The following is a 22879-nucleotide window of genomic DNA, read 5'->3' on the forward strand; positions in this document are numbered from 1 at the left end:
TCCGGCAAGCGAACCGCAGCCGTTTATATGGACCTTGTGTGTAACCCCCGCGAAACCCAACGCCAGAGTGGTCGTTTTGCAGCAACCCCTTGCCGATCCGCTCCAGTAGCCCCTTCTTTGACGACACCAGGGCCGAAGCGGCTATGGCATGCCGCGCGCCAGCAAGTGATCGACAAGCCTGCGCTGCGGAAAACTCAGCGCCTCCTGTCGCGTGCAGAGATACATGCGGCGCGAGGCCCATGCATCGGTGAGATTGATGAAGCGCAGCTTCATCTCCTTGCGATACGTCGCTGCCGCCCCCTCGGGCAAGATGCCCACGCCCATGCCCGCTTCGATCATCCGGCACACGGCCTCGAAGCTCTTCACCCGCACGCGAAGCCGCAACACCTTGCGCGCGCTCATCGCCGCGTCTTCCATCGTGCGCGAGATCGCGGAGTCGTCTTCGAGCCCCACGAAATCGAAGTCGAGCAGTTCCTCGAACGACACCTCGCGGCCACGCAACGGATGCTTCTGCGGCGCGATGGCCACGAGCCGGTCGGTGCGGTAAGGAATGAAGTGCAGCGCCGGGTCGGCCGCCTCGCTGGTGATCACGCCAACGTCGGCCTGCCGGTCGCGAATGGCCTGCACGATGTAGACGCTGCGGTGCTCTTCCACGCTCACGCGAATCTCGGGGTAGCGCTGCCGAAAGCTCGCCACGTCGTCGGGCAAGAACTGGCCCATCGCCGATGCGTTGGCATGAAGGCGCACGCGACCGGTCGCGCCCTGCGCGTAGTCCGACAGGTCAGCACGCATGCGATCGACGTCGCGCAATATCTGGCGCGCATGCATGGCGAGCGACTCGCCGGCGCCGGTGGGCGTCACGCCGCGCGAGCTGCGGTTGAGCAGGCCAACGCCGAGCTGGCTTTCAAGGATCGCCAGGCGCCGGCTCGCGGCCGACAGCACCATGTGGCTTTCGGCGGCGGCCTTCGACAGGCTGCCGTGCTCAATCGCGCGCAGGAAAAGCGCCAGCGAATCCAGGTCGGGTCTCATCGCGTTCTCGTTGTGGGGACGGGCACCGAGCCCGGGGGCGGACATTGTCGGGCCTGCGGGGTCTTGCGGGGTTCGCAGGGCCGCCGAATGTCTTTCGGCGAAACGCCACTGCCAAAGACAAATCTTCCGTTAAGCACCCGAACCCGCCTCAACGAAGAAGCACTTTCCGCGCACAACGCGGAAGAATCGTTGCTGCCCCGCCGTCTACCCCGGCGGGGCGTTTCGCGGGCCGGCCCTCTACCGGGGCCACGTCCGCATTCCACGAGTCCTACCCGGAGTCTTTTTCAGTCATGGCATCCCACGAACTGGCCAGCGTTGCGCTGGACGACAAGTACACGGCCACCGAAGGCCGGATCTACCTCAGCGGCATCCAGGCGCTGGTGCGCCTCATGCTCGTGCAGAAATGGCGCGACCAGTCGGCCGGCCTGAACACAGCGGGCTTCGTCTCGGGCTATCGCGGCTCGCCGCTCGGTGGCCTGGACGAAGCGCTGTGGAAAGCCCAGCCGCAGCTCGAAGCCAACGCCGTCAAGTTCTTGCCGGGCGTGAACGAAGAGCTGGCCGCCACCGCCGTCTGGGGCACGCAGCAGGTGCACCTGACCGGCGAGGCCGCGGTCGATGGCGTCTTTGCCATGTGGTACGGCAAGGCGCCCGGCGTGGACCGCTGCGGCGACGTGTTCAAGCACATGAGCCATGCGGGCACGTCGCCCCATGGCGGCATCCTGCTGGTGGCGGGCGACGACCACGGCGCGTCGTCTTCCACGCTGCCGAACCAGAGCGACCACCTGTTCGCGGCCTCGATGATCCCGATGCTCTATCCGCAGAGCGTGGAGGAATACATCGAACTGGGCCTGCATGGCTTTGCGATGTCGCGCTTTGCAGGCCTGCCGGTGGGCTTCAAGGCGCTGGCGGACACGGTCGAGTCTTCGGGCTCCATCGCGGCCGGCGCGCTCGACGTGCACACGCGGCTGCCCGAAGGCTTCGTGTTTCCGCCGGGCGGCGTGCATGCGCGGCTGTCGACCGACACGCTCGGCGTGCAGGCGCGCAAGCAAGAGGCGCTGATGCAGGACTACAAGATCTACGCCGCCATCGCCTATGCGCGCGAGAACCGCCTGAACCGCGTGACCATCGATTCGCCGAATGCGCGGCTGGGCATCGTGGCCTCGGGCAAGTCGTACCGCGACGTGCTCGAAGCGCTCGAAGAACTGGGCATCGACGCCGACGAGGCCGCGCGCATCGGCATTCGCCTGTTCAAGGTGTCGATGCCATGGCCGCTGGAGCCCGATTCGATCCGCGAGTTTGCAGATGGGCTCGAAGAGATTCTTGTGGTCGAAGAAAAGCGCCAGATCGTCGAATACCAGCTCAAGGAGCACCTGTACAACTGGCGCGAGAACGTGCGCCCGCGCGTCATCGGCAAGTTCGACGAACAGGGCGAATGGGGTGCGCATCCGCGTGGCCACTGGCTGCTGCCGGCCACGGCCGACTTCTCGGTGGCGCAGATCGCACGCGTCATCGCCGGGCGCGTGGCGCGCTTTCACACCAGCGACCGCATCCGCATGCGGCTCGCGATTCTCGACGCGAAAGACGTGGTGCTCGGCAAGGCCGTGGCCACGCCGCCGCGCCCGGCCTGGTACTGCGCGGGCTGCCCGCACAACACATCGACCAAGGTGCCCGAAGGCAGCCTTGCGCTCGCGGGCATCGGCTGCCACGTGATGGCCACCGCCATCTACCCCGAGCACAACAAGACCACCACGCACATGGGCGGCGAAGGCGCGCCGTGGCTCGGGCAGGCGTGGTTCTCCAAGCGCAAGCACGTGTTTGCCAACCTGGGCGACGGCACCTACTACCACTCGGGCTCGATGGCGATCCGCGCGGCGGTGGCGGCCGGCGTGAGCATCACCTACAAGATCCTCTACAACGACGCGGTGGCCATGACCGGCGGCCAGCCGGTGGACGGGCCGATCAACGTGCCGCGCATCGCGCACCAGATGGCGGCCGAAGGCGTGAAGCGCCTTGCGCTGGTGGCCGAAGACCCGACGCGCTGGGCCGACCGCAGCATGCTGCCGGCGGATCGCGAGGGCTTCATGCTCACCGTGCACCATCGCGACGACATGGACGCGGTGCAGCGCGAACTGCGCGAGTTCGAGGGCGTCTCGGTGCTCATCTACGACCAGGTGTGCGCGGCCGAGAAGCGCCGCCGCCGCAAGAAGGGCGAGTTTCCGCAGGCCGCGCGGCGCGTGTTCATCAACGAGGCCGTGTGCGAAGGCTGTGGCGACTGCGGCGAGCAATCGAACTGCACCGCCCTGCTGCCCCAGCCGACCGACCTGGGCCTGAAGCGCCGCGTCGACCAGAGCGCGTGCAACGCCGACGAGTCGTGCATCAAGGGCTTCTGCCCGAGCTTCGTGACCGTGGAAGGCGTGAAGCCGCGCAAGCAGGCACCGGTGGTGGCGAAGGCAACATCTGAAGAACCGCCGCTGCCCGAGCCCGCGCCGCTCGCGCTCGATGGCATGCACAACATCCTCATCACCGGCATCGGTGGCACGGGCGTCATCACCATCGGTGCGCTGATCGGCATGGCGGCGCACCTCGAAGGCAAGGGCATCAGCGTGCTCGACATGACGGGCATGTCGCAGAAGAACGGCTCCGTCACTTCGCACGTGCGCATCGCACGCGATGCGGCGCAACTGAAGGCGCAGCGCATTCCCACCGGCGAGGCCGACCTGATCCTGGGCTGCGACATGCTCACGGCCGGCGCGCCCGACGCCATCGCGCGCATGCGACCGGGGCGCACCTATGCGCTGGTCAATACCTTCGAGCAACCGACCGGACACTTCGCGCAACAGCCCGACTGGGAGTTTCCGGCCGCGCAGGTGCGCGCGCTGATCGAGGAATCGGTCGAGGGCCGCGCCGACTTCATCGATGCGACGCAACTGGCCACGCGCCTCATGGGCGATGCGATTGCGGCCAACCTCTTCCTGCTGGGCTTTGCGTTCCAGAAGGGATTCGTACCGCTGTCGGCCGATGCCTTGAACAAGGCCATCGAGATCAACGGCGTGGCGGTGAAGGCGAACCAGGCGGCGTTCCGCTGGGGGCGCAAGGCGGCGCTCGACCTCGCGGGCGTGACGCGCGAAGCCACGCCGTCGAAAGTCGTCGCGCTGCAGCGGCCGCAAAGCTTCGAGGCGCTGGTGGCGCATCGCATCGAATTGCTGACCGCGTACCAGAACGCGGCCTATGCGCAGCGCTATTCGGAGCTGGTCGAGCGCGTGCGCGTGGTCGAGCAGCGCGCGCGCGGCGGCAACGTGCTGGCCAAGGCCGTGGCCTCGGGCCTCTACAAGCTCATGGCCTACAAGGACGAGTACGAGGTCGCGCGCCTGTACACCGACAAGCGCTTCATGGAAAAGTTGAATGAGCAGTTCGAGGGCAAGCCCACGCTGCGCTTTCACCTCGCGCCGCCGATGCTCGGCCGCCGCGATGCCGAAGGCCATGCGGTCAAGACCAGCTTCGGGCCGTGGATGCTGGGCGCATTCGGCCTGCTCGCGAAATTCCGTGGCCTGCGCGGCACAGCGCTCGACCCCTTCGGCCGCACCGCCGAACGGCGCATGGAACGCCAGTTGATCGACGACTACCGCGCGATGGTCGAAGACCTGCTGGCGCGCTTCGATGCCATCGACTTCGACACCGCACTGTCACTCGCGCGGCTGCCAGAGCAGATCCGCGGCTTCGGGCATGTGAAGGAAGAGAGCGTGGTGTCGGCGCGGGTGCGGTGGCAGGCGCTGGTGAAGAAGCTGGATGCTGCGGCAGCAGTGCCGCAGCGCGGCAAGGTCAGCGCTGTCTTGTGAGTCAGTGGTCCGCGCCGTGGGGTGGAAGCGGCGGCAATGCGCTGTCGTCGCCCCGAAGCCACGGCCGGTCGGCCCACGCGAGCATCTCGCGGTCGCCCCGGCTGTCGCCGTAGGCGTAGACCGTGGCTGGGCGCTCTCCGTCGCCCAGCCATTGCTTCAGGCGCACCACTTTCTGCGGACCCCAGCAGTTTGGGGAAGCCAGGCGGCCGGTGAATCTGTCGTCGGTGAATGCGAGTTCGGTCGCCAGCACCGCGTCGAAGCCCGCTTGCGCGGCCCACACGTTCAGGTAGAGCGATGGGGACGCGCTGACCAGCACCAGCCGGTGCCCACGGCGCTTGTGCTCCCGGACTCTGTCGAGCATCTCGGGACGGATCATCTCCAGCAGTTCGTGCGTCGCGAAATGCCGCGCTGCGTCTTCCAGTTCGCGCCGCGCCATGCCGCCGATGGTGGCGGAGAGGAACTGCGCCTTGGCGGTGCCCCGGTCGCAGACGCCAGCCCATGCGCCTGCCAGCCAAGGTGACGAACGCAACGCGCCGGTGGCGAATCGCCCCTGGCCGACCAGCCCGTGCACGAACGCGCGCAGGCTGTCGGAAGTGGAGATGGTGCCGTCGAAGTCGAAGGCGGCGAGGGTGGGGGTTGTGGGCATCCGAGGGCTGCTTGCCGTTGGGCAGCGGTGCGCGAGAAGGCTAGAGTTTACCGGCGCTCATGTGCTGCGCCGCTTCGCAGCGGGAGCGGACCGTCGTTGGCGGGCTCTAGACTTCGCGGTTCGGCGGTGGATTCAACCGGTTGCTATCGCCCGATGAGCCAAACGCTGCCACCGTCGAACGGTTCGTTCAATGGTGCGGCAGTGCACGATTCAAACCCATGCGAATCAACTCGAGTGATGCTCGATGGGTTGGTTATGGCCACGAAAGCGTGGCCTCTGAATCCGAAGCTCTGACGGACGCGGGGGCTACAGTTGGCCAGAAGCCGACCTTCCCATCGACTTCCCAATCGCGAAACCAGACATCGAAAGGCGGACCTGCATGGGCTATGAGATATACATCACTCGCGCACCGTCGCACCTTCAGACAAAGGAATTTCCGATTTCCCGAGGCGAGTGGCAGGACGTCGCTGACTCTGATGATGAGCTCGTATATTCGAACGAAGATTGGTACGAGCGCCGCCTAGATTCGGGAGAGGTTGAGCGCATGCATCCGTGGCGCTACATCAAGCATCCGGATCGTCCACCCCTCTGGTTCAGCGACGGTGCAGTTCACACGAAAAGCCCTGATCAGGCCACCATCGCAAAGCTCGTGTCGTTGGCAAAGAGGCTCAATGCCATTGTTCTCGATGAGGATGGCGGAAGCAGCTATGGCGCAGATGGCACATGGAAGCCGTGGGAGCCTCCAGCAGACCCGAGATTGCCATGGTGGAAGCGTTTGTTTGGAGCACGAAACTGAAGAGATTCGCTCCCAAGAGCAAACGCCGTGGCTCGAGCGTCCGCTTTCTGAATGTCATCACGGCCGCTTCGGGCCCGAAGCCCTGCGTCGGCGACCGGCTACAGTCGGCCAGAACCAGTTACTCCGATCAGAGAAGCCGCGCGATGAGCCAAGAAGCTTCACACGACGAGATCGAATGGTTCCATGATTTGGCAAAGCTGCCTGTCGAGGAACTTGTTCAGCAAGCGACTGACCACAACCGCACGAGGTTCAAGAAGTTCGTGACTGCGAGCTTGCCGGATCACGTGCCACCTGACAACCAATCACCCGCCGAATTTGCGACGACGGTCCTCGAGCTCAGGGCAAACCAACGTGGATGGAATCGAGCCCTCGGTGAAGCGCTAATACACGCGGACGACCAACGGTCCGAAGGAAACTTGCAGGCCGCGATCTCGGCATTGCGCTCTTTTGCCAACTCATGCCCCTGGAAAGCCTTTGGGGATTTCGCGCACGCCCAGGCCGACAACCTCGGGAAGGACCGGAATTAGCAAGAGGCCGCATTCGGCCAGAACCAGTCGTTCGCAGCGTCGGGCAAAATCCGGCTAGAGGCAGCCGGTCGCTGGGTCTCTGCGCACCGCCGCATTCGTTTGACATTCTGGAGGGCCAGTGGCAGGAACCATTTCAATAAGCGCGGGCGCTTTTTTTGACTTGCGGACGATTGACTTTGAATGGGTCGCGGAAGAGCTCCGCTCGCGCAGAACAGTTGAAAACAACTCGGCGCTCTCGGCTGTGCTTCAGTCACACGACGAATATGGTATGGATTTTCTTGTCGCAGATAAGTTGGACGCATACGACTTTCGCCGCTTTGGCGAAGCGTTCGATAGCCTCACAGCAAATCTGCAGTCCACGGCGGCTGGGCGGGACGGATTGTTGACATTCTTGGCGTCGGTTCAAGCTGCGATTCACAACGACTCGCGATGGATGCTCCCCGACCCCACTCGCAATCATCCCAAGCTCGTTGCTGAGTAGAACTAGCCATCCTCAACTTCGGACGCGATTCGGCCAAATTCCGTCGTTCGCCGCCGGCCTCCAATTCGTCGCACAGCAGTCATTCCTCCTGTACCGCCGCGCCCACTGGTAGCATTCCGCACTGTAGCAAAGCCTTGTGGAGGGGTATAGATGGCGGCAGGATTGGGGCAACGGAACGCTCGAGTAGGAGAGCCTTCGTTTTGGCTGTGCATCGCGCTTTGTGTGGCTGCCTTAGCCGCAGGGTGCGCCACAGGGGGGCGCGACAACGCCAGCGAATCCACCATAGTCGGCCGGTGGTCGATTGTTTCCAAAGGATGCGCCGAGCAATATGAGTTTCGCGCTGACGGAACCTTTTCCAGCGCGAGCAGAAACGAGCGTCTTGACGGCCGGTACTCAGTTCAGGAGCTTACGGGTCGGCCTGCTTCTGCAAAGGTCACACGCAGCATCGAGAGGGACAATCTCGGCATGGACTGTTCCGGGTCTTATCAGGACGACACAGGCCGTCAGGACGTCCGCTTCATAGTCTTAGACACTTCAAAGAACCGAATGCAGGTATGCGGAACGGATGCCGCAACGGGTTGCTACGGTCCCCTCATTCGGCAAGTGTCACCTGCCGCCCCAGCCTCAGTTAGCTCGCCCGCAGATGCTGGAGCAAGCAGGCTTCTTGGTCACCAGTGAGATGGTGTTGTAGGCGTGGTTTCGGCCATAACCGGTCGTTCGGGAATGTCGCAGAATCTCAGTGGCATTCCTTGACCAATTCAATCCATGAACATGCTCTTTCGTTTTGCATTCATTGCTTGCGCTACTTGGGCGATGCTCACAGCTTGTGCATCGCATGCCCCAGAAAGAACGGCTGAGCCATCGCTCAAGCTTTCTGAGGGTGCAAAGGTCGGCGTGTTTATCGGCATCAGCCCACAGCCCAAGCAACTTCATCAAGGGATGACCGTTGCTGGAAATTTCGTAAAGACTTACCCCTTCAACTGGGGGCTTGAAAAAGATGTCAGGTCGACGATCAACGAGGCGCTGAAGGCGCAGGGCTTGGTGCCTATCGATCTCAATGAGGCCAAGCTCAATGCTGGCTACTTGACCCTGCAAGAACTACCGGCGATTCGCGAACAATCGGGCGTCCAGGCTATCGTTGTCGTCAAGAATGTTCGCTCATACATCGGCCTGCCGGTACATCAGTACGCCGATGTGCCAGGCGTGTACAGCGTCCGCACTTGGCTGCGCACGAGCTTTACCACCGTCGCGCCGCTGCAATGGAATGTTTGGTCTCTTGACGGTTTGGGCGAAGACATCGCAACGAGGCCAGAACTCGCGAAGCAACTAAATACGCTTCGCCAGATGCGCCCCGAGATGTGGAAAGGTGTGGAGGTAGCTGACTATGAAGCCATAACCGCTGCTGAATTCCAGCCGGTCAAGGCGATCATTCTGAGGTCGGTCGCCCAGACAGCGGAGCAAGTCGCCCGGACGTTGGTCGCGCGATAGTCATACAGAGGTGGAAAAAGATTGCCAAGGATCACCCTTTCATGTCCTTGGTCGGCGTCGCGGTGGTCTCCGCGCGTTTCTCAGGAACCAGCCGAATAGCAAGTTGCGGATTCTTTACGGGCCGCACGCGGATGAACCAGTCCTCCCAATTCATGTTTGATGGGGACGTCATCTTTCTGTGGCGCGAGATCGCTGCCCTCAGCGTCTCCCACCACGAGGGCGGCTTCGCACACATTGGCTAGTGAGGCGGCGTGGAAACCTTCTTCCACTTTTCGCTCTGAAGCAGGAAGCCCCTTCGCGACGGCCGCTCGACCGGCTACAGTCGGCCATGAACGGACATTGCTCACGAGCTTCCGATCGTTTTGCCGACACCGACGCACCGAGCTGCCAAGGCCATACAGCGTGACTAGGGCATATGTAGAAGCGATCCCCAATGACCATCACCATCAAGCGAACAGCAGTCGGCCACGAGTTTTTTCAAACCTTGGTAGCGCCAGTCGTCTACTTTGATCATTGGGCAGTTCGCAGGTTTGCGGAGGAGCGAGAGGTGCAAGACAGATTTGTCCGCGCACTTCATCGGGCAGGGGGGACGCTACTCGTCTCACTGACGAATTTTGGTGAATTCAGCGCTATGACAGACCGAAGGCAAGCTGTCGAGGCTGAGGAGTTTTTAGATCGGGTGCTGCCTTCGCTCTACATTGCGGACTTCGGCGCTGACCCCGGTTTTCTTCAGGCGCAGGGGCGCCCTGGCCCGCGTCCGGAAAATTTGCTTTTCCGCCAAATGGCGGAGGAATGGGACGCGAATGGCAATCGCATCTCCACTAGAACGCTCATCGTCAACTCAGTCGATCAACGCCACATCGTCCAGCCGGCCTTCCAGGAACTGAAGACCGGGGTCGCGGCGGTCGTCAACGCAATACGAACCGATCCGGTCAGGGTAGCGTTTGCCCGTATGGATCGCATCGCCGAAGGGGCAACTTTTCGCGACGTTCTCCAGAACGCGCTACTTCGCGACTTCATGCTCGACCAGAACGCAGCTTTCAGCGAGAACGACGCCATGGACTTCAACCATGCGATGGGTGCTTGTGTCTCGAGCGACATTGTCTTGTTGGACGCCAGTTGGGTCCATAAAGTGCGCGAGGCGGACCGTCGGCTACAGGCAGCCAACGCGACGCGCCATCGGTTGCCACGCGCCTTTTCGCAGCGGGAAATCGACATGTTCCTCGACGCGCTGGAGGCCCTTCAGCCTAACGACGGAAAGCAGCTTCCGGTTCTCATTCGTGTGTAGGGCGGCAGCACCAGCCGAGTGACTGCTTTGCGCGCCCCAAAGCTCGGAGTTCGCGAGCGGCTACAGTCGGCCACAAGCGGACTTTCGATCAGAAATCGACCGCACATAGAAGGCTCTCTAGTTCCTTTGCTGATCGTCTTGGTGGGTGGCGAGATCGAAACTCATCTCCTGAGTCGCAGAAGAACTAGGCGTTGCAGATAACTCCCCAACAACGGGCCAACTGAGAATGCATCCACCCAACTACAAGTGCACGGGCTGCAGCAAGGTCTTCAGCTATGCGTTCCACGGGGCACACTGCTACCTCAGAGTGGGTTCCGCGCAGCCTGGTGGCCCTTTGTCTGATGCCGATCTGCTGACCATTCCTCTGCGCCCAGCCTGGTGTAAAGACTGCGCGGCCCTCAGCGTGGTGGAGGACATTGCCCCGGTCCGTGCCTTCGAAGATGCCTACGGCGCAGTGCGGGCTGGCCGCCCTGTGGAGTACCCCGTGGAAACGCACTTCATGGAGGCCGAGCAAGCGCAAGAACAAGTGTCGGACTATCTGCGCTGGCGGCTTGACCGCAGACATCCGCCCCGCGCGCTGTGCTGCGGCGGCAGCAACTATCAGCCCATGGATGTACCACAACCGCTATTCAAGCACGCGGATTGTGATTCTGGCGTCATCGAGCCGGCCCCGAGTTTCTTAATTTCAGGTGGCATCTACCGCCGCCCCGCAGTAGGCACACCAGCAAACATCCGCCTCTACAGCGGCGAGGGTGTCCTTCTAGGCAGTCTGCGGTGGAGCAGTCACCAAACTCTCATATGGGACGTGAGCCCTGCCGAGTACCCGCGGTCAGAGGAAGATTAAGACGACTCATGAGGCCGCATAGGGCCCGTGGCTGCCGCTGATACGATGGCCGCTCGCGGCCAGAAGCTGACCTTCCCGGTACACACTAGATCATGAGAAAAGAGCAGGTCGAAATCTATTCCGATACAAGCAACGCCGCAGTTCTACGGCACCCGGACCGCCACTTTCCCGGCTGCTTGGTTCAAGGCGATACGCTTCACGGACTTCAGCAGTCGGTTCGTCGCGTCCAACGCAGTGCCCATCTCCTCGACGAGGAGGCTGCTGCAGATCTCGCCGATGTTGCAGATCATCTTGAGAGCCTTATGAACCACTACAAAACAGTGCTCACAGCCCACGCGATCAAACTACCGTTCACTGATACGTCGAGCGGCTGACGCCGCCATCCGGCCAGAAGCTGACGTTGCTGGGGCTTCACCAGTTGAAACCATGAATGCAACCCAGAGCTAACGGTATAAGGAATGTCGATGTTGTCGATCTTCAAATTCACGCGGCAGCCTGCAGCGAAGTTTCGCGTCATCGAGGAGCACTGGTTTCTAGACAAGTACCACTTCGGCTCGGACGATCCCGGTGTCGTGGCTGCATGGCTGCAGCAGAACGGCGGCCGCGGCCAATCGTTGAAGTTTGACGCAGGACTGCACGTGCGCACGGCGAGTGGAATTGTGCGGAGCGGTCCGGTGCTGGACGCATGGATCGACGCTCACTTGGAGCAGACGGGGCGGCGCTCAAGTTAGTCTGTCCACGAGATGGTGTCGAACGTCCGATTCGGTCCTAATCGGAATGCTAAGCCCGGCCCCGAAGCTCGCCGGTCGCAACAGGCTGCAGTGGGCCAGGAGCCGACGTCCAGCGCCCAGGCACGTTTGGTCATGAGCCGGCGCCAATCTGCTCGCGCGGATCGTGATATGGGCGCAATTGCACGGCGGTGTTTCGCCGCACTCGTGCCGTACTATGTTGAGGTGCAGATTCAGTTCAGCCAGAGAGGTTCTTGCGTATGACAGTTCAGCTCCGAATCGTTCGCCCAGTCCGGTCAGTTGAGCGCTCGCTCGCCATGTATTGCGATGGCCTTGGCCTGCGGGAACTCGACCGGTTTGTAGACCACCAAGGATTTGCTGCGGCAATAGTCGGATTCCCTGCCTTGCCCTACCATTTCGCGTTCACGCATTGCGGCGACCACCCGATAATCCCGACCCCCACGGTGGAGGACCTCACCGTCTTCTATATGCCGGACCCTACAGAATGGCAGCGCTCATCCGAAGCCATGCTCACCGCCGGATTCACCGAGGTCTCGTCCTTCAATCCGTATTGGCAACGCCGCGGTCGCACGTTCGCAGACCTCGATGGCTACCGCGTTGTGCTTCAGCAGGCAGCGTGGGGAGCGCAATAACGTGCGCTGAAGCGCTCGCGAACGTGTAGAGCGAACTAGCCTCACCCGAACGACCGCTTTGGAGCAGTGCTTAAGACCGGTTCGGGCCCTTTGCGCTGAGGATCTGTCCAGCTACATTCGGCCAGAATCCGACATCCACACAAGAAAATCGTATGACAAGCTCTGTGCCCGTTGACACGCGCCGCGCGGGCGCTATGGCCCTGGCATCGCGTCTGGCACCTCGCCTGGGAGCCGCCTTCGGCTTCCTGCTGGCGGGACTGGGCGCCTTCGCTCAACCACAGCCCCAGCTCCCAGCGCAACCACAGGCCCGACTCCAGGCTCAGCCGCAACGCGGCGTTCTGGATTTGAGCTACAAGGTTGGAAGGCCCACGTTCCCCGTCGCTGCCTATCAGGGCATCGGTGCCCCGGAGTTCAGGTCGATGGTGCGCCAGGCTTTCCAGAAATCGGGCTTCTCGTTCGTCGCCGTGGATGAGCAGAAAAACAAGTCGACGGTCTTCAAGTTCAAGCTCGATGTCGATGCGAAGACACGGCCGGCGGTGCTTCTCGTGTCCGCAGATGAATTGCTCGATGGCCGGAAGAAGTGCAGTCCCTGTTTCCTGAGGTTTGCCGAAGTCAGCAACGCGCAGGAGATCAATGCGCTGCCATGGATGGCCCAGTACGACCTGAGCGCACGACTCGTTCCGGCGATCGACAAGGCGTACGCGACGATCGAGTCCGCCGGGCGCGAGCATCTCGCCCCTTCGTTCGGCTTTAACTACAAGCGGCAGTGGGAAGGCGAGCAGAACCTGTTCGGCAACTCCTTCGTCGGGATCAGCGTATCCGATCTCAAGGAAAGCATCGTCCGCGCCTATCGGAGTGTCGGCTTTGTTCCTCTTGAGGGCGATGTCTCGTCAAGAGCATCCGAACTCGCGGTGACCTTCAGCTTCCCTGTGGATCCTGCCAAGGAAGGCGGCGTGGTCTATCAGATCAGGCTGCACAACCAGTACGACGAAGACGGGCGATGCCACCCGTGCGAGGCCACCGAGAACTACGACCCGTACCAGCCGCTTCCTCCGTCGGGCTTGTCTGGGGTCCTGAGCCGCGCGACTCTCGAATCGAGGTTCACGGCCGCGCGGAATGCCGCATACGACAACATGCGGACCGAGCTCGAGCGCCGACTGCGGCCGCGCTCCGTGTTCTCGGTTCCGCCCAAACGAGCCCCACTGGGGTCGCCTCCGCCTGCGCCCACTCTGCCTGTCGTGACATGACAGCTCGCGCAGAGCCTGCGTCAGGGAGCGCCACGATGGCCAGGGTGTGCAGAGAGCATTGGATCATCTTCGGCAACCTGTTCGCGGCGCTCGCGGCTGGAGCACTCGCCTCGTGGTCTACCCCCATGATGCTGGCCGTGCTTTACGTCGATATATGGCTGCTGGCCAATCCCCATATCGTCGCGACCTACACGCGCATCGGCTCGATGTCGTCGCACACTCGCCTGCGATGGGCCTTGATCGTCGTCGCCCCCATCCTGGTTCTGGCGGGATTGACGGTCGTTGCGCTCGCATATGAAGCGACCGGACTGTTCGCCCTGTATTTCGCGCTTCAGGCCTTTCATGTTGCCCGCCAGAGCTATGGCATCGCGAGACGCCACGACCGTCGGCTCCAGGTGCCATTCCGCAACCTGCCCTATCTGCTGATCTATCTGTTTCCTACGTGGGGATACCTGCACCGCGGCGCGCAGGCACCCAGCAGCTTCCTGGGCTACCCCATCTGGCTGCCACCCGTGCCCCAGGAGCTGGCCCTTGCGGCAGGCATCGCGGCCATTGCCGGTTCGCTGTGCTGGCTGGTGTGCCTGGGCTACGCCAGGCGAGCGCCGCAGGCGAATGCGCCCTTCGACACTTTCGTGCTTTCCCACTTGGTGGTCTCGCTGGTTGGTTATGTCTGGATCAGCGACATCACCGTGGGCTGGCTGGTGGTCAACGTCTGGCACAACATCCAGTATCTGGTGTTCGTCTATCGCCAGCGGCAGCCCGGCGTTGGGGCGGACAGCGTAAGCAGCGAGGCATCGGACACTGCTCCGGCACACGGCAAATCGCTGCTCAAGAAGCTGAGGCCACCGGCGGCCTTCTTTATCGGATGCGCGATTTGCGGCGCAGCCCTCTTCATGGCCGCCAGTCACATCGGAGGAAGTCTCCTCTGGCTTGGGCTTCCGACGGTCCTCATTGCACACTTCACCCTGAACTTTCACCACTATCTTGCGGACAGCGTGATATGGAAGCGCCATCGTGCCGGTAGGCTCAACGGTATCTCGCAATGCTGACGCAGACGGATGCTGTAGCACCGTCAACCGAACCGTAGGGCCGAACTGGGCCACTTCGCGATACCAGCGCGACCGGCTACAGTCGGCCAGAACCCGACGTCCACACAAGAAGACCGTATGACAAGCTCTGTGCCCGTTGACACGCGCCGCGCAGGCGTTATGGCCCTGGCATCGCGTCTGGCGCCTCACCTGGGAGCCGCCTTCGGCGTCCTACTGGCGGACCAAGCTTCGAAGGCGGCTGCCGCACGAGTTCTTGTCGAGGGAGAGGTCGTTCACGTCGGGTCCTTTGCCGACCTGGTACTGGCTCACAACCGGGGCGCAGCCTTTTCCCTTTTCGCTGACGCCTCGGGCTGGCAGCGATGGCTGTTTATAGGCCTCGCCATCGCGGTGGCGATGTTCATCCTCAGATCGCTTGCGCAGCCGAACGGAGAACCTTGGTCTCGAACTGCTTTGGCACTGGTGCTCGGTGGCGCGCTGGGCAATGTAGCCGACCGCTTATGGCACGGGCATGTAGTCGACTTCATCTCGCTTCATTGGCGCGAGGTTTACTACTTCCCTGCCTTCAACGTTGCCGATTGCGCCATCACAGTTGGCACCGCCCTCCTGGTCTTCGCCGAGATTAGGCGGTCGCGCACCGGCGGAAATCCATCCGCAGCAGCCTGAGACAGCAGACGGCCAGGACCCGTCACTCGCACCCACGGCAGAATTCGAATGAGCTGGGTCGTAGCGATTCGCAGAAAGTGAACGAATGCCGAACTACTTCGCCTATGGGTCCAACATGTCGCAGGACCAAATCCGTGCACGTTGTCCGTCCCACAAATTCATCTGCGCCGCCGAGCTGCCCGGCTACAAGCTGGCATTTACGAGATACTCTAGCAAGCGCGAGTGCGGCGTCGCTGACATCGACCCGGCGCCAGGGCAGTCTGTGTGGGGCGCGCTGTTTGAGGTGAACGATGAGGACTTGGCCAAACTTGACCGCCACGAGGGAGCGCACTTGAGTCCGCCAGCCTATGTACGTGTTCAAGTACAAGTCGCAGCCTCGGATGGCGGCTCTCTTGATGCAATCACCTATGAGGTCCTCGACAAGGCGGCGGCCGAGCACTCCCCAAATGTGGAGTACCTTAGCCTCATTCTCGATGGTGCTCGGAAGTGGGGCCTGCCCCAGGCCTACCAAGAGACGCTGAGAAGGTTCGAGGATCAATCTGAACGGTGAGCGGCAAGATGCGGCCACAACTGGCCGTTCGCCGTGCCGACACAATGCGGCCAGAAGCGGAAACTGAACCGCTTGTCCGGGACGTAGCGCCACATTTTCAGCGTGAGATGAAAACGCTGAACAGCATCAAGATCGACGCCGAGACTCATGGTCGTCGCTTCGCCCATAGACAGTGCTCGGACTGCATAGATCAGCACCAACTCTCGAAAGAGGCTAGGTAAGCTTCGTGCGAGGTCACGCGAACGTCCTCCGCCTTGGTCTACCCTGTTCACAATGGACGCTCACAGATGGCCCGACATCCAAAATGCTTGATCTCTATGCCCCCATCGAGCCAGGAAACTCCGCTGCAGGATTCAGGATAGGTCAGTCACTATCGAGCATAGAACCGTTCCTCCAGGACGTTAGTCATGTTGACTACGCTCCTGATTTTCATCTCAACGCCGCACTGGCAGCGAACAAGGGAGCCCTTGTCCTCCGAGACTTTGGTGGCCACGGAGGTGTCACGATATTCTTTGGTTCAGACGTCGTCCGCCTAGTGTTTTCGGCGCGCGAGCAGCTTGGGAGCATTTACGTCTTCGAGGGCTACTTGGGCACATACGAAGGCGTGCGGGTCGGGGACATGCTGGCAGCGCTGTCAACGTCTGAGGCACTCGAATTTGATGATGGCGACGAGATGTATTACCGCCTCGATGGCGACGGGCAATACCTCCCCGGCTTTGCGGTTGTCGCGGTGGCGGCCGAGACGTCAGAGCGCGCTTCAACCCAGGTCACAGGCTACTGTGTCCACGACTGGAACATCCTCCGAGCTCGGGCTTGATCGTGTAATCATTGGGAGAACTGCGGCTACAGACGCGGTCTTGCGAGCAAACGCATCTCGGCTTCAGGCTATTTCTCACCAGAGGGGGATACGGCACTGGATAGAGATCACCGACGATGTTCAGAAGCGGCTTGAGTATCTGCATCATCAGTGGCCCGACGAGGATTGAGGGCAGCACGTCGATTGCGGCTGATCGCGGCGACTTTCAGTGGAACGCTATGACCGCTTTGGAGAACTGTGAGCGGCAGCTCAGGGCCCGATTGCGACGGTCAGGCGTCGCGGCGTAAGGACCACAACCAGCCTGAAGCAGTCATCCAGATCGACTTGCATTGGGCGGTCTGCAACGAGCCCCTTTTCTCTCCATCGGCACCGGCTCGACCCGCATACTGCGGCGCCTGCCCGCGCATAGGGCCGGTCGCATCGACGAGTTGTGTCCTCACAACCGGCACCCCGTCTGCCGCCCCACACAACAGGCCGCCGACTTCATGTTCGGCGGCCAAGGTGAGGCAACGTGTCAACGACCTCGTCATCAAGCGCGATTGATCGACACCCCCCCATCCACAAGCAGCGCCGCCCCAGTCATAAACGACGCAGCATCAGACGCCATATAAAGAACCGACTGCGCCAACTCTTCCGGCGTAGCAATGCGCTTGAGCGCATGCAGCCCTGCCACATGCGCCATCGCCTCAGGCGAGTCGCTCATCTCCCGCCCCATCGGCGTGTCGACACCACCAGGCAGGATCGCATTGACGCGAACCGCCCTCGGGCCCAATTCGGCGGCGAGCGATTGGGTCAATCCGATCAGCCCCGCCTTGCTGGCGGCGTAGGCCGCGACACCCGGAAACCCGACGGTGTAGCCGACGAAGGTCGAGGTGAAGATGATGCTTCCGGCGCCACGAGCCAGCATCGCCGGTATCTGATGCTTCGCCCCAAAAAATGCGCTGGTGAGATTGGTGGCGATGGTGTCGCTCCAGCCCGCCGCCGATACGCCCGATGTGGGGCCCATTTCGCCGAGTGTCCCCGCGTTGTTGAACGCGATGTCCAGGCCGCCGAAACGGTCGATGGCCGTCTGGACGAGGGCCTGCGCATGCTCTTCTTCTCGCACATCGCCCGCGACGCAAACGGCCCTTCCGCCCTTGCCGGTGATCTCTTCGACGAGGCTTTCCAGTTCAGCCCTGCGGCGACCGGCGACGACCACTGCCGCGCCCTCGCGCGCGAAAAGCCGCGCCGTGGCGCGCCCGATGCCCGAGCTGGCGCCCGTCACGATCGCGACCTTGTTTGCAAGCACATCCATGTTTCTCTGATCCACATATTGAGTTGATGAGCGCGCAGCATGTGCGCTGGGGCGTTTCGTGTCTGGTCGTTTGTGGACATCCGATTTCGATGGAATTCGCACGACGAGTGGCAGGCTCCGCGTCGACTCGCCAGTCAAGATGAAGCGGCTGTGCGGCCGCCTTGTTGGCACCGCACAGCAAGCGCGGCCCCTGCCCTCTTCGCCCTGCCGCATCCCCCGCCCGCGAGGGCGCCGCCGCGATCAAGGCAAAATTCCGGTCGCCGCGCCGGTCGGCCCTGTCCCCATGCCGCCCCTCACGCCCGAACCCACGATCTCCAGGCCTCGCCCCGGCCAGCGCACGCTGTACGCCTGGGCGGCGGCCGTGCTGGCGGCGCTCCTGCTGATCGGCATCGCGGGCCAATGGGCCGCGAGCCGCGAAGCGAGCTTCCAGGCGGACTCGATCCGCCGCGCGATGGAAGTGCATGTGCTGGGCCTGCGCGATGCCGCCGGCAAGTACAGCTACCTACCGTTCACCGCGGGCATGCATCCCGACGTGCTGGCCGCGCTGGCCCATCCGCAAGATCCGGCCACGCGGCAGCGCGCCAACCGCTACATCGAGGAAGTGAATCGCCTGGCCGGCTCCGACGATCTGTACCTGATCGACCTGCAGGGCCTCACGCTGGCGGCGAGCAACTGGGCGACGTCGCACAGCTTCGTCGGGCAGTCTTACGCCAACCGACCCTACTTCATCGACGCCCGCGCGGGCCGCAGCGGGCTGTTCTACGGCGTGGGCCAGACCACGGGCGAACCGGGGCTGTTCATCTCGGCGCCGGTGCAGCCCGAGGGCGGCCCGGTGCTGGGCGTGGTGACGGTCAAGGTGAGCCTGCGCGAATTGCAAGAGGCCTGGGGTTTCGCGCGCGAGCCGATCCTTTTGACCGACGCGCGCGGCATCGTGTTTTTGAGTTCGGTGCCGGCGTGGCTGTACCGGGCCAACCACGCGCTGGACGAGACGGATCTGGACTGGGTGCAGCGCCACCAGCAGTACGGCCCGCGCACCAGCTTCCCGTTGTTGCCATGGAAGGTGGCACGCGACGAAGGGCAACCGGGCTACCTGGTGCGCACCGACATCGACGGCAAGCCGCGCCGCTTTCTCGCGGTGGACGAGCCGCTGCCCGACCTGGGCTGGACGCTGACGGTGATGGCCGACCATTCGGAAGTGACGAACGCGCGCGAGCGCACCTGGATGCTGGGCCTGCTGTGCGCCGGCGTGCTGCTGCTGGGCGGCCTGTACTGGCAACTGCGCGAGCGCCGTTTCGCCGAGCAGCGCGACGCGCGGCGCGACCTCGAACTGCGGGTGCGCGAGCGCACGCACGCGCTCGACGAAGCGCATGCCTTCCGCAAGGCGATGGAAGATTCGCTGCTGGTGGGCATGCGCGCACGCGACCTCGAGGGCCGCATCATCTACGTCAATCCGGCCTTCTGCGAGATGACGGGCTACAGCGCCGACGAGCTGCTCGGCAAGCTGCCGCCCTACCCCTACTGGCGCCCCGAAGACACCGCGCAGCACTGGCGCGAGTACGAAACCATGATGAGCGGGCAATCGGCGCTCTCGGGCTTCGAGTCGAGCGTGCGGCACCGCAACGGGCACGAGGTCATCACCATGGTCTACACGGCGCGGCTGATCGATGTCGAGGGCCGCCACAGCGGCTGGATGAGTTCGGTGGTCGACATCACCGAGCAAAAGCGCGCCGAACTGCGCCAGCGCCAGAACGACGAGCAACTGCAGCATGCGCAGCGGCTGGCCAGCCTGGGCGAGATGGCCTCCACGCTCGCGCACGAGCTGAACCAGCCGCTGATGGCGTTGAGCAACTTCGCCAGCGCGGCCAAGGCCTTTGCGGAACAGGGCAACCAGTCGCTGCTGGTCAGCAGCCTGGACGAAACCGTGGCGCAGGCCCAGCGCAGCGCCGAGATCGTGCGGCGCATTCGCGGCTTCGTGCGCCAGCAGACCGTGGGCGCCGAAGACTGCGCGGTGGCCGCGCTGGTGACGAACGCGCTGGCGCTGTTGCAGGGCGAGATGCGGCTGCGGCAGGCCCGCGCCGAGGTGCGCATTCCGCCCGCGCTGCCCGCCGTGCGCGGCGACCGCGTGCTGCTGGAGCAGGTGCTGCTGAACCTGCTGTCGAACAGCCTGCAGGCCATGCAGACCACGCCGCCGGAGCAGCGCGTGGTCGAGGTCGAGGCCGAGGTGCTTGGCGGCCGCATGCACATCCGCGTGGCCGACCACGGGCCGGGCATCGACGCCGCGCTGGCCGAACAGGTGTTCGCGCCCTTCTTCACCACCAAGGCCGGCGGGCTGGGGCTGGGCCTGAACATCTGCCGCACCATCGTGGAGGCCCACCGTGGCCGCCTGTCTTTTGCCAACCGTGCCGAAGGCGGTACGGTCTTCACCCTGGAACTGGAGATTTCATCGTGAATGCGCTTGCCAACAACCTGTGCGTGGTGGACGACGACGAAGCCGTGCGCCGCTCACTCGGCCTGCTGCTGCTGTCGCGCGGCTACGCGGTGCAGACCTTTGCCTCGGGCGAAGACTTCCTGGCCGGCGCCGACCTGCAGCGCGCGGGCTGCGCCGTGCTCGACCTGCGCCTGAGCGGCATGAGCGGGCTGCAGGTGTTCGATGCGCTGCGCGCGCAAGACAGCCCGCTGGTGGTGTTGTTTCTCTCGGGCCATGGCGACATTCCGATGGCGGTCGAGGCGGTGCAGAACGGCGCCTTCGGCTGGCTCGAAAAGCCCTGCAACGACGAGCGCCTGCTCGACAGCATCGCCCGCGCCCTGCAACAGGCCGGCGACATTGCCGTGCGCCGGCAGGCCCGCCAGGCCGCGCAGGCGCTGTGGGCCAAGCTCACGCCGCGCGAGATGCAGGTGGCCCGGCTGGTGGCCGAAGGGCTGCCGAACAAACGCATCGCCCTCGAACTCGCCCCGCTGGAGCTGCGCACGGTGGAAACCCATCGCGCCCACGTGTTCGCCAAGCTGGGGCTGTCGAACAGCCACGAGCTCGACCGCTTCCTGCGGGAGCACGGGCTCTGAGCGTCGGCGGCCCGGCCGCCCCCGCTCAGGTGACGAAGAAGCGGTCCTGCCCGTCCTCGGTATCGAAGTAGGCCTTGTGCGTGCGGCGCACCGGCCGCCCGTCGGCCAGCCGGTAGCTGACGCGGGTGCAGACCGGCTGGTAACGCTTGGTGATGCTCACGCGCTCGGCATAGGCGCGGCACTCGATCACGGTGTTCCGGTGGTCGAAGGCATCGACCACCTCGATCCGGTCCGTTTCGCGGATGACTTGCTCGTAGGTCGCCATGGTTTCTCCTTGCGCCAGTGGGAGAGAGAGCCGGGAAATGACCCGATTGGAGATTCCCATGCCTACTACGTGCTGACTTGGCGGGTGGATGCGCGGGTTTGTGATGAAAAAGGCCTAGGTATTTACCCTTGCGTACACCTACGCAGCCGCGCGGCCGGAGGCTACGGACGACGGCGCGGGCACGGCGCGCCAGACTCGCCGGCACGGCTTGCCGCGTCCTCGCGGCGGGCCGCAGCCAGAAGAGACAAGGATTCCTCCCATGACCGCCATCGCCAGTCCGGGCGCCAGCGCCGGTGCCTCCGGCACCGAAGCCGCCGACACCACCCCCTACACCTTCGAAGAAAAGCGCAAGCGCATCTTCGCGATCTTTGCCGCTTCGTCCGGCAACCTGGTGGAGTGGTTCGACTTTTATGTCTACGCGTTCTGCGCCATCTACTTTGCGCCCGCGTTCTTTCCCAAATCGGACCCGACCGTCCAGCTGCTGAACACCGCCGGCGTGTTCGCAGCCGGCTTCCTGATGCGCCCCATCGGCGGCTGGCTGTTCGGCCGGCTGGCCGACCGCAAGGGTCGCAAGACCTCGATGGTGACCTCGGTCGTCATGATGTGCGTGGGCTCCCTCGTCATCGCCTGCCTGCCGACCTACGCGCAGATCGGCGCCGCGGCGCCCGCGCTGCTGCTGGTCGCGCGGCTGCTGCAGGGCCTGTCGGTCGGTGGCGAATACGGCACCACCGCCACCTACATGAGCGAAGTGGCAATGCGCGGCCAGCGCGGCTTCTTCTCGTCCTTCCAGTACGTGACCCTGATCGGCGGCCAGTTGCTGGCCGTGGTCGTGGTGGTGGTGCTGCAGCAGTTCCTGGACGAAGCCGAGCTGCGCAGCTGGGGCTGGCGCATTCCCTTCGTGCTGGGCGCCGTGGCGGCCATCGTGGCACTGATGCTGCGCCGCACGCTGACCGAGACCGCCAGCACCAAGACCCGCACCGCCAAGGGCGCGGGCAGCGTGGCCGAGCTGTTCAAGCACCACAAGCGCGCCTTCTTCGTGGTGCTGGGCTACACGGCCGGCGGCTCGCTGATCTTCTACACCTTCACCACCTACATGCAGAAGTACCTGGTGAACTCGGCCGGCATGTCGATCAAGACGGCCAGCAACGTCATGACGGCCTGCCTGTTCATCTACATGTGCATGCAGCCGCTGTTCGGCGCGCTGTCGGACCGCATCGGCCGGCGCAGCAACATGCTGCTGTTCGGCGCGCTGGGCGTGCTGATGACGGTGCCGGTGCTGACCAGCCTGCAAAGCGTGAGCAGCCCGCTGATGGCCGGCGTGCTCATCACCGTGGCGCTGGCCGTGGTGAGCTTCTACACCTCGATCAGCGGCATCGTGAAGGCCGAGATGTTCCCGCCGGAAGTGCGTGCGCTGGGCGTGGGGCTTTCGTATGCAGTGGGCAACGCGATCTTCGGCGGCAGCGCCGAGTACGTGGCGCTGGGGCTGAAGTCGATCGGCCACGAGTCGTACTTCTACTGGTACGTGACGGCCATGATGGCCGTGGCCTTCCTGGTGAGCCTGCTGCTGCCGAAGCAGGCGACGTACCTGCACAACGACAAGTAAACAAAGCCGCCGCGG

22 protein-coding genes are annotated in these 22879 nt (G+C 63.5%); 17 read left to right on the plus strand and 5 right to left on the minus strand.

Translation table 11 applies throughout. The annotated features are described in order from the left end of the window. Positions 1 to 141: 141 nt before the first annotated feature. Positions 142 to 1029 carry a LysR family transcriptional regulator gene (locus tag ACGLHS_RS07495; protein WP_093238513.1) on the minus strand — a complete coding sequence of 296 codons (888 nt, stop codon included), beginning with the start codon at positions 1027 to 1029 and terminating at the stop codon, positions 142 to 144. Positions 1030 to 1319: 290 nt separating this feature from the next. Between ACGLHS_RS07495 and ACGLHS_RS07500 the strand changes: the two genes are divergently transcribed. Further along, positions 1320 to 4865, plus strand: a complete 3546-nt coding sequence (locus ACGLHS_RS07500; RefSeq protein ID WP_394478389.1) for an indolepyruvate ferredoxin oxidoreductase family protein — start codon at positions 1320 to 1322, stop codon at positions 4863 to 4865. A gap of 1 nt (position 4866) precedes the next feature. On the opposite strand, the gene ACGLHS_RS07505 is transcribed toward ACGLHS_RS07500, so the two are convergent. Continuing rightward, the gene (locus tag ACGLHS_RS07505) at positions 4867 to 5511 is read right to left on the minus strand and encodes an HAD family hydrolase (RefSeq protein ID WP_394478391.1); all 645 of its coding nucleotides are present in this window, start codon (positions 5509 to 5511) and stop codon (positions 4867 to 4869) included. Positions 5512 to 5890: 379 nt separating this feature from the next. Between ACGLHS_RS07505 and ACGLHS_RS07510 the strand changes: the two genes are divergently transcribed. From ACGLHS_RS07510 to ACGLHS_RS07565, 12 genes are all read left to right on the plus strand, one after another. After that, positions 5891 to 6307, plus strand: a complete 417-nt coding sequence (locus tag ACGLHS_RS07510) for a hypothetical protein (RefSeq protein ID WP_394478393.1) — start codon at positions 5891 to 5893, stop codon at positions 6305 to 6307. Between the two features lie 143 nt (positions 6308 to 6450). Next, positions 6451 to 6834, plus strand: coding sequence for a hypothetical protein (locus ACGLHS_RS07515; RefSeq protein WP_394478395.1), 384 nt, complete (start codon positions 6451 to 6453; stop codon positions 6832 to 6834). Positions 6835 to 6952: 118 nt separating this feature from the next. Further along, a complete protein-coding gene (locus ACGLHS_RS07520; protein WP_394478397.1) occupies positions 6953 to 7315 on the plus strand; it encodes a hypothetical protein in 363 nt (120 codons plus the stop codon). A gap of 765 nt (positions 7316 to 8080) precedes the next feature. Next, positions 8081 to 8803, plus strand: a complete 723-nt coding sequence (locus tag ACGLHS_RS07525; RefSeq protein ID WP_394478399.1) for a hypothetical protein — start codon at positions 8081 to 8083, stop codon at positions 8801 to 8803. 433 nt (positions 8804 to 9236) lie between these two features. Next, positions 9237 to 10091 (plus strand): hypothetical protein, encoded by an 855-nt coding sequence (locus ACGLHS_RS07530; protein WP_394478401.1) that lies wholly within the window; start codon positions 9237 to 9239, stop codon positions 10089 to 10091. A 936-nt stretch (positions 10092 to 11027) separates the two neighbouring features. Beyond that, positions 11028 to 11309 carry a DUF6959 family protein gene (locus tag ACGLHS_RS07535; RefSeq protein ID WP_394478403.1) on the plus strand — a complete coding sequence of 94 codons (282 nt, stop codon included), beginning with the start codon at positions 11028 to 11030 and terminating at the stop codon, positions 11307 to 11309. A gap of 90 nt (positions 11310 to 11399) precedes the next feature. Further along, a complete protein-coding gene (locus ACGLHS_RS07540) occupies positions 11400 to 11666 on the plus strand; it encodes a hypothetical protein (RefSeq protein ID WP_394478405.1) in 267 nt (88 codons plus the stop codon). Between the two features lie 257 nt (positions 11667 to 11923). Then, positions 11924 to 12316: a VOC family protein gene (locus ACGLHS_RS07545; RefSeq protein WP_394478407.1), complete on the plus strand. Its 393-nt coding sequence runs from the start codon at positions 11924 to 11926 to the stop codon at positions 12314 to 12316. 152 nt (positions 12317 to 12468) lie between these two features. After that, complete coding sequence (locus ACGLHS_RS07550) at positions 12469 to 13563, plus strand: hypothetical protein (protein ID WP_394478409.1); 1095 nt, start codon at positions 12469 to 12471, stop codon at positions 13561 to 13563. Between the two features lie 35 nt (positions 13564 to 13598). Beyond that, positions 13599 to 14612: a hypothetical protein gene (locus ACGLHS_RS07555; protein ID WP_394478411.1), complete on the plus strand. Its 1014-nt coding sequence runs from the start codon at positions 13599 to 13601 to the stop codon at positions 14610 to 14612. 117 nt (positions 14613 to 14729) lie between these two features. Then, positions 14730 to 15275 carry a signal peptidase II gene (gene lspA, locus ACGLHS_RS07560; protein ID WP_394478413.1) on the plus strand — a complete coding sequence of 182 codons (546 nt, stop codon included), beginning with the start codon at positions 14730 to 14732 and terminating at the stop codon, positions 15273 to 15275. Between the two features lie 85 nt (positions 15276 to 15360). Beyond that, on the plus strand, positions 15361 to 15825 hold the full coding sequence (locus tag ACGLHS_RS07565) for a gamma-glutamylcyclotransferase family protein (RefSeq protein ID WP_394478416.1): 465 nt from the start codon (positions 15361 to 15363) through the stop codon (positions 15823 to 15825). On the opposite strand, the gene ACGLHS_RS07570 is transcribed toward ACGLHS_RS07565, so the two are convergent. After that, positions 15810 to 15974 (minus strand): hypothetical protein, encoded by a 165-nt coding sequence (locus ACGLHS_RS07570; RefSeq protein ID WP_394478418.1) that lies wholly within the window; start codon positions 15972 to 15974, stop codon positions 15810 to 15812. The two genes, ACGLHS_RS07565 and ACGLHS_RS07570, sit on opposite strands and share 16 nt — an antisense overlap. A 155-nt stretch (positions 15975 to 16129) precedes the next feature. Between ACGLHS_RS07570 and ACGLHS_RS07575 the strand changes: the two genes are divergently transcribed. Further along, complete coding sequence (locus tag ACGLHS_RS07575) at positions 16130 to 16642, plus strand: hypothetical protein (RefSeq protein WP_394478420.1); 513 nt, start codon at positions 16130 to 16132, stop codon at positions 16640 to 16642. A 529-nt stretch (positions 16643 to 17171) separates the two neighbouring features. Here the strand turns inward: ACGLHS_RS07575 and ACGLHS_RS07580 are convergent. After that, positions 17172 to 17936, minus strand: coding sequence for an SDR family oxidoreductase (locus ACGLHS_RS07580; protein WP_394478422.1), 765 nt, complete (start codon positions 17934 to 17936; stop codon positions 17172 to 17174). A 283-nt stretch (positions 17937 to 18219) separates the two neighbouring features. Between ACGLHS_RS07580 and ACGLHS_RS07585 the strand changes: the two genes are divergently transcribed. Further along, positions 18220 to 20385, plus strand: a complete 2166-nt coding sequence (locus tag ACGLHS_RS07585; RefSeq protein ID WP_394478424.1) for an ATP-binding protein — start codon at positions 18220 to 18222, stop codon at positions 20383 to 20385. After that, positions 20382 to 20996, plus strand: coding sequence for a response regulator transcription factor (locus ACGLHS_RS07590; protein WP_394478426.1), 615 nt, complete (start codon positions 20382 to 20384; stop codon positions 20994 to 20996). The genes ACGLHS_RS07585 and ACGLHS_RS07590 overlap by 4 nt, the downstream gene beginning before the upstream one ends. 25 nt (positions 20997 to 21021) lie before the next feature. Here the strand turns inward: ACGLHS_RS07590 and ACGLHS_RS07595 are convergent, their stop codons facing one another. Next, positions 21022 to 21261 (minus strand): hypothetical protein, encoded by a 240-nt coding sequence (locus tag ACGLHS_RS07595; RefSeq protein ID WP_093238502.1) that lies wholly within the window; start codon positions 21259 to 21261, stop codon positions 21022 to 21024. A 259-nt stretch (positions 21262 to 21520) separates the two neighbouring features. Between ACGLHS_RS07595 and ACGLHS_RS07600 the strand changes: the two genes are divergently transcribed. Beyond that, positions 21521 to 22864, plus strand: a complete 1344-nt coding sequence (locus ACGLHS_RS07600) for an MFS family transporter (protein ID WP_093238501.1) — start codon at positions 21521 to 21523, stop codon at positions 22862 to 22864. Positions 22865 to 22879 lie beyond the last annotated feature (15 nt).

It is taken from the genome of Variovorax sp. VaC1 (assembly GCF_043658315.1).
In the GTDB taxonomy this organism is placed as follows: Bacteria; Pseudomonadota; Gammaproteobacteria; order Burkholderiales; family Burkholderiaceae_C; genus Variovorax.

Coding starts and splice junctions, on each gene's coding strand:
- ACGLHS_RS07495 (WP_093238513.1), bottom strand. CDS start 1,029: ATGAGACCCGACCTGGATTCGCTGGCGCTTTTCCTGCGCGCGATTGAG.
- ACGLHS_RS07500 (WP_394478389.1), top strand. CDS start 1,320: ATGGCATCCCACGAACTGGCCAGCGTTGCGCTGGACGACAAGTACACG.
- ACGLHS_RS07505 (WP_394478391.1), bottom strand. CDS start 5,511: ATGCCCACAACCCCCACCCTCGCCGCCTTCGACTTCGACGGCACCATC.
- ACGLHS_RS07510 (WP_394478393.1), top strand. CDS start 5,891: ATGGGCTATGAGATATACATCACTCGCGCACCGTCGCACCTTCAGACA.
- ACGLHS_RS07515 (WP_394478395.1), top strand. CDS start 6,451: ATGAGCCAAGAAGCTTCACACGACGAGATCGAATGGTTCCATGATTTG.
- ACGLHS_RS07525 (WP_394478399.1), top strand. CDS start 8,081: ATGAACATGCTCTTTCGTTTTGCATTCATTGCTTGCGCTACTTGGGCG.
- ACGLHS_RS07530 (WP_394478401.1), top strand. CDS start 9,237: ATGACCATCACCATCAAGCGAACAGCAGTCGGCCACGAGTTTTTTCAA.
- ACGLHS_RS07535 (WP_394478403.1), top strand. CDS start 11,028: ATGAGAAAAGAGCAGGTCGAAATCTATTCCGATACAAGCAACGCCGCA.
- ACGLHS_RS07540 (WP_394478405.1), top strand. CDS start 11,400: ATGTTGTCGATCTTCAAATTCACGCGGCAGCCTGCAGCGAAGTTTCGC.
- ACGLHS_RS07545 (WP_394478407.1), top strand. CDS start 11,924: ATGACAGTTCAGCTCCGAATCGTTCGCCCAGTCCGGTCAGTTGAGCGC.
- ACGLHS_RS07550 (WP_394478409.1), top strand. CDS start 12,469: ATGACAAGCTCTGTGCCCGTTGACACGCGCCGCGCGGGCGCTATGGCC.
- ACGLHS_RS07555 (WP_394478411.1), top strand. CDS start 13,599: ATGGCCAGGGTGTGCAGAGAGCATTGGATCATCTTCGGCAACCTGTTC.
- lspA (WP_394478413.1), top strand. CDS start 14,730: ATGACAAGCTCTGTGCCCGTTGACACGCGCCGCGCAGGCGTTATGGCC.
- ACGLHS_RS07565 (WP_394478416.1), top strand. CDS start 15,361: ATGCCGAACTACTTCGCCTATGGGTCCAACATGTCGCAGGACCAAATC.
- ACGLHS_RS07570 (WP_394478418.1), bottom strand. CDS start 15,974: ATGAGTCTCGGCGTCGATCTTGATGCTGTTCAGCGTTTTCATCTCACG.
- ACGLHS_RS07575 (WP_394478420.1), top strand. CDS start 16,130: ATGCTTGATCTCTATGCCCCCATCGAGCCAGGAAACTCCGCTGCAGGA.
- ACGLHS_RS07580 (WP_394478422.1), bottom strand. CDS start 17,936: ATGGATGTGCTTGCAAACAAGGTCGCGATCGTGACGGGCGCCAGCTCG.
- ACGLHS_RS07585 (WP_394478424.1), top strand. CDS start 18,220: ATGCCGCCCCTCACGCCCGAACCCACGATCTCCAGGCCTCGCCCCGGC.
- ACGLHS_RS07595 (WP_093238502.1), bottom strand. CDS start 21,261: ATGGCGACCTACGAGCAAGTCATCCGCGAAACGGACCGGATCGAGGTG.
- ACGLHS_RS07600 (WP_093238501.1), top strand. CDS start 21,521: ATGACCGCCATCGCCAGTCCGGGCGCCAGCGCCGGTGCCTCCGGCACC.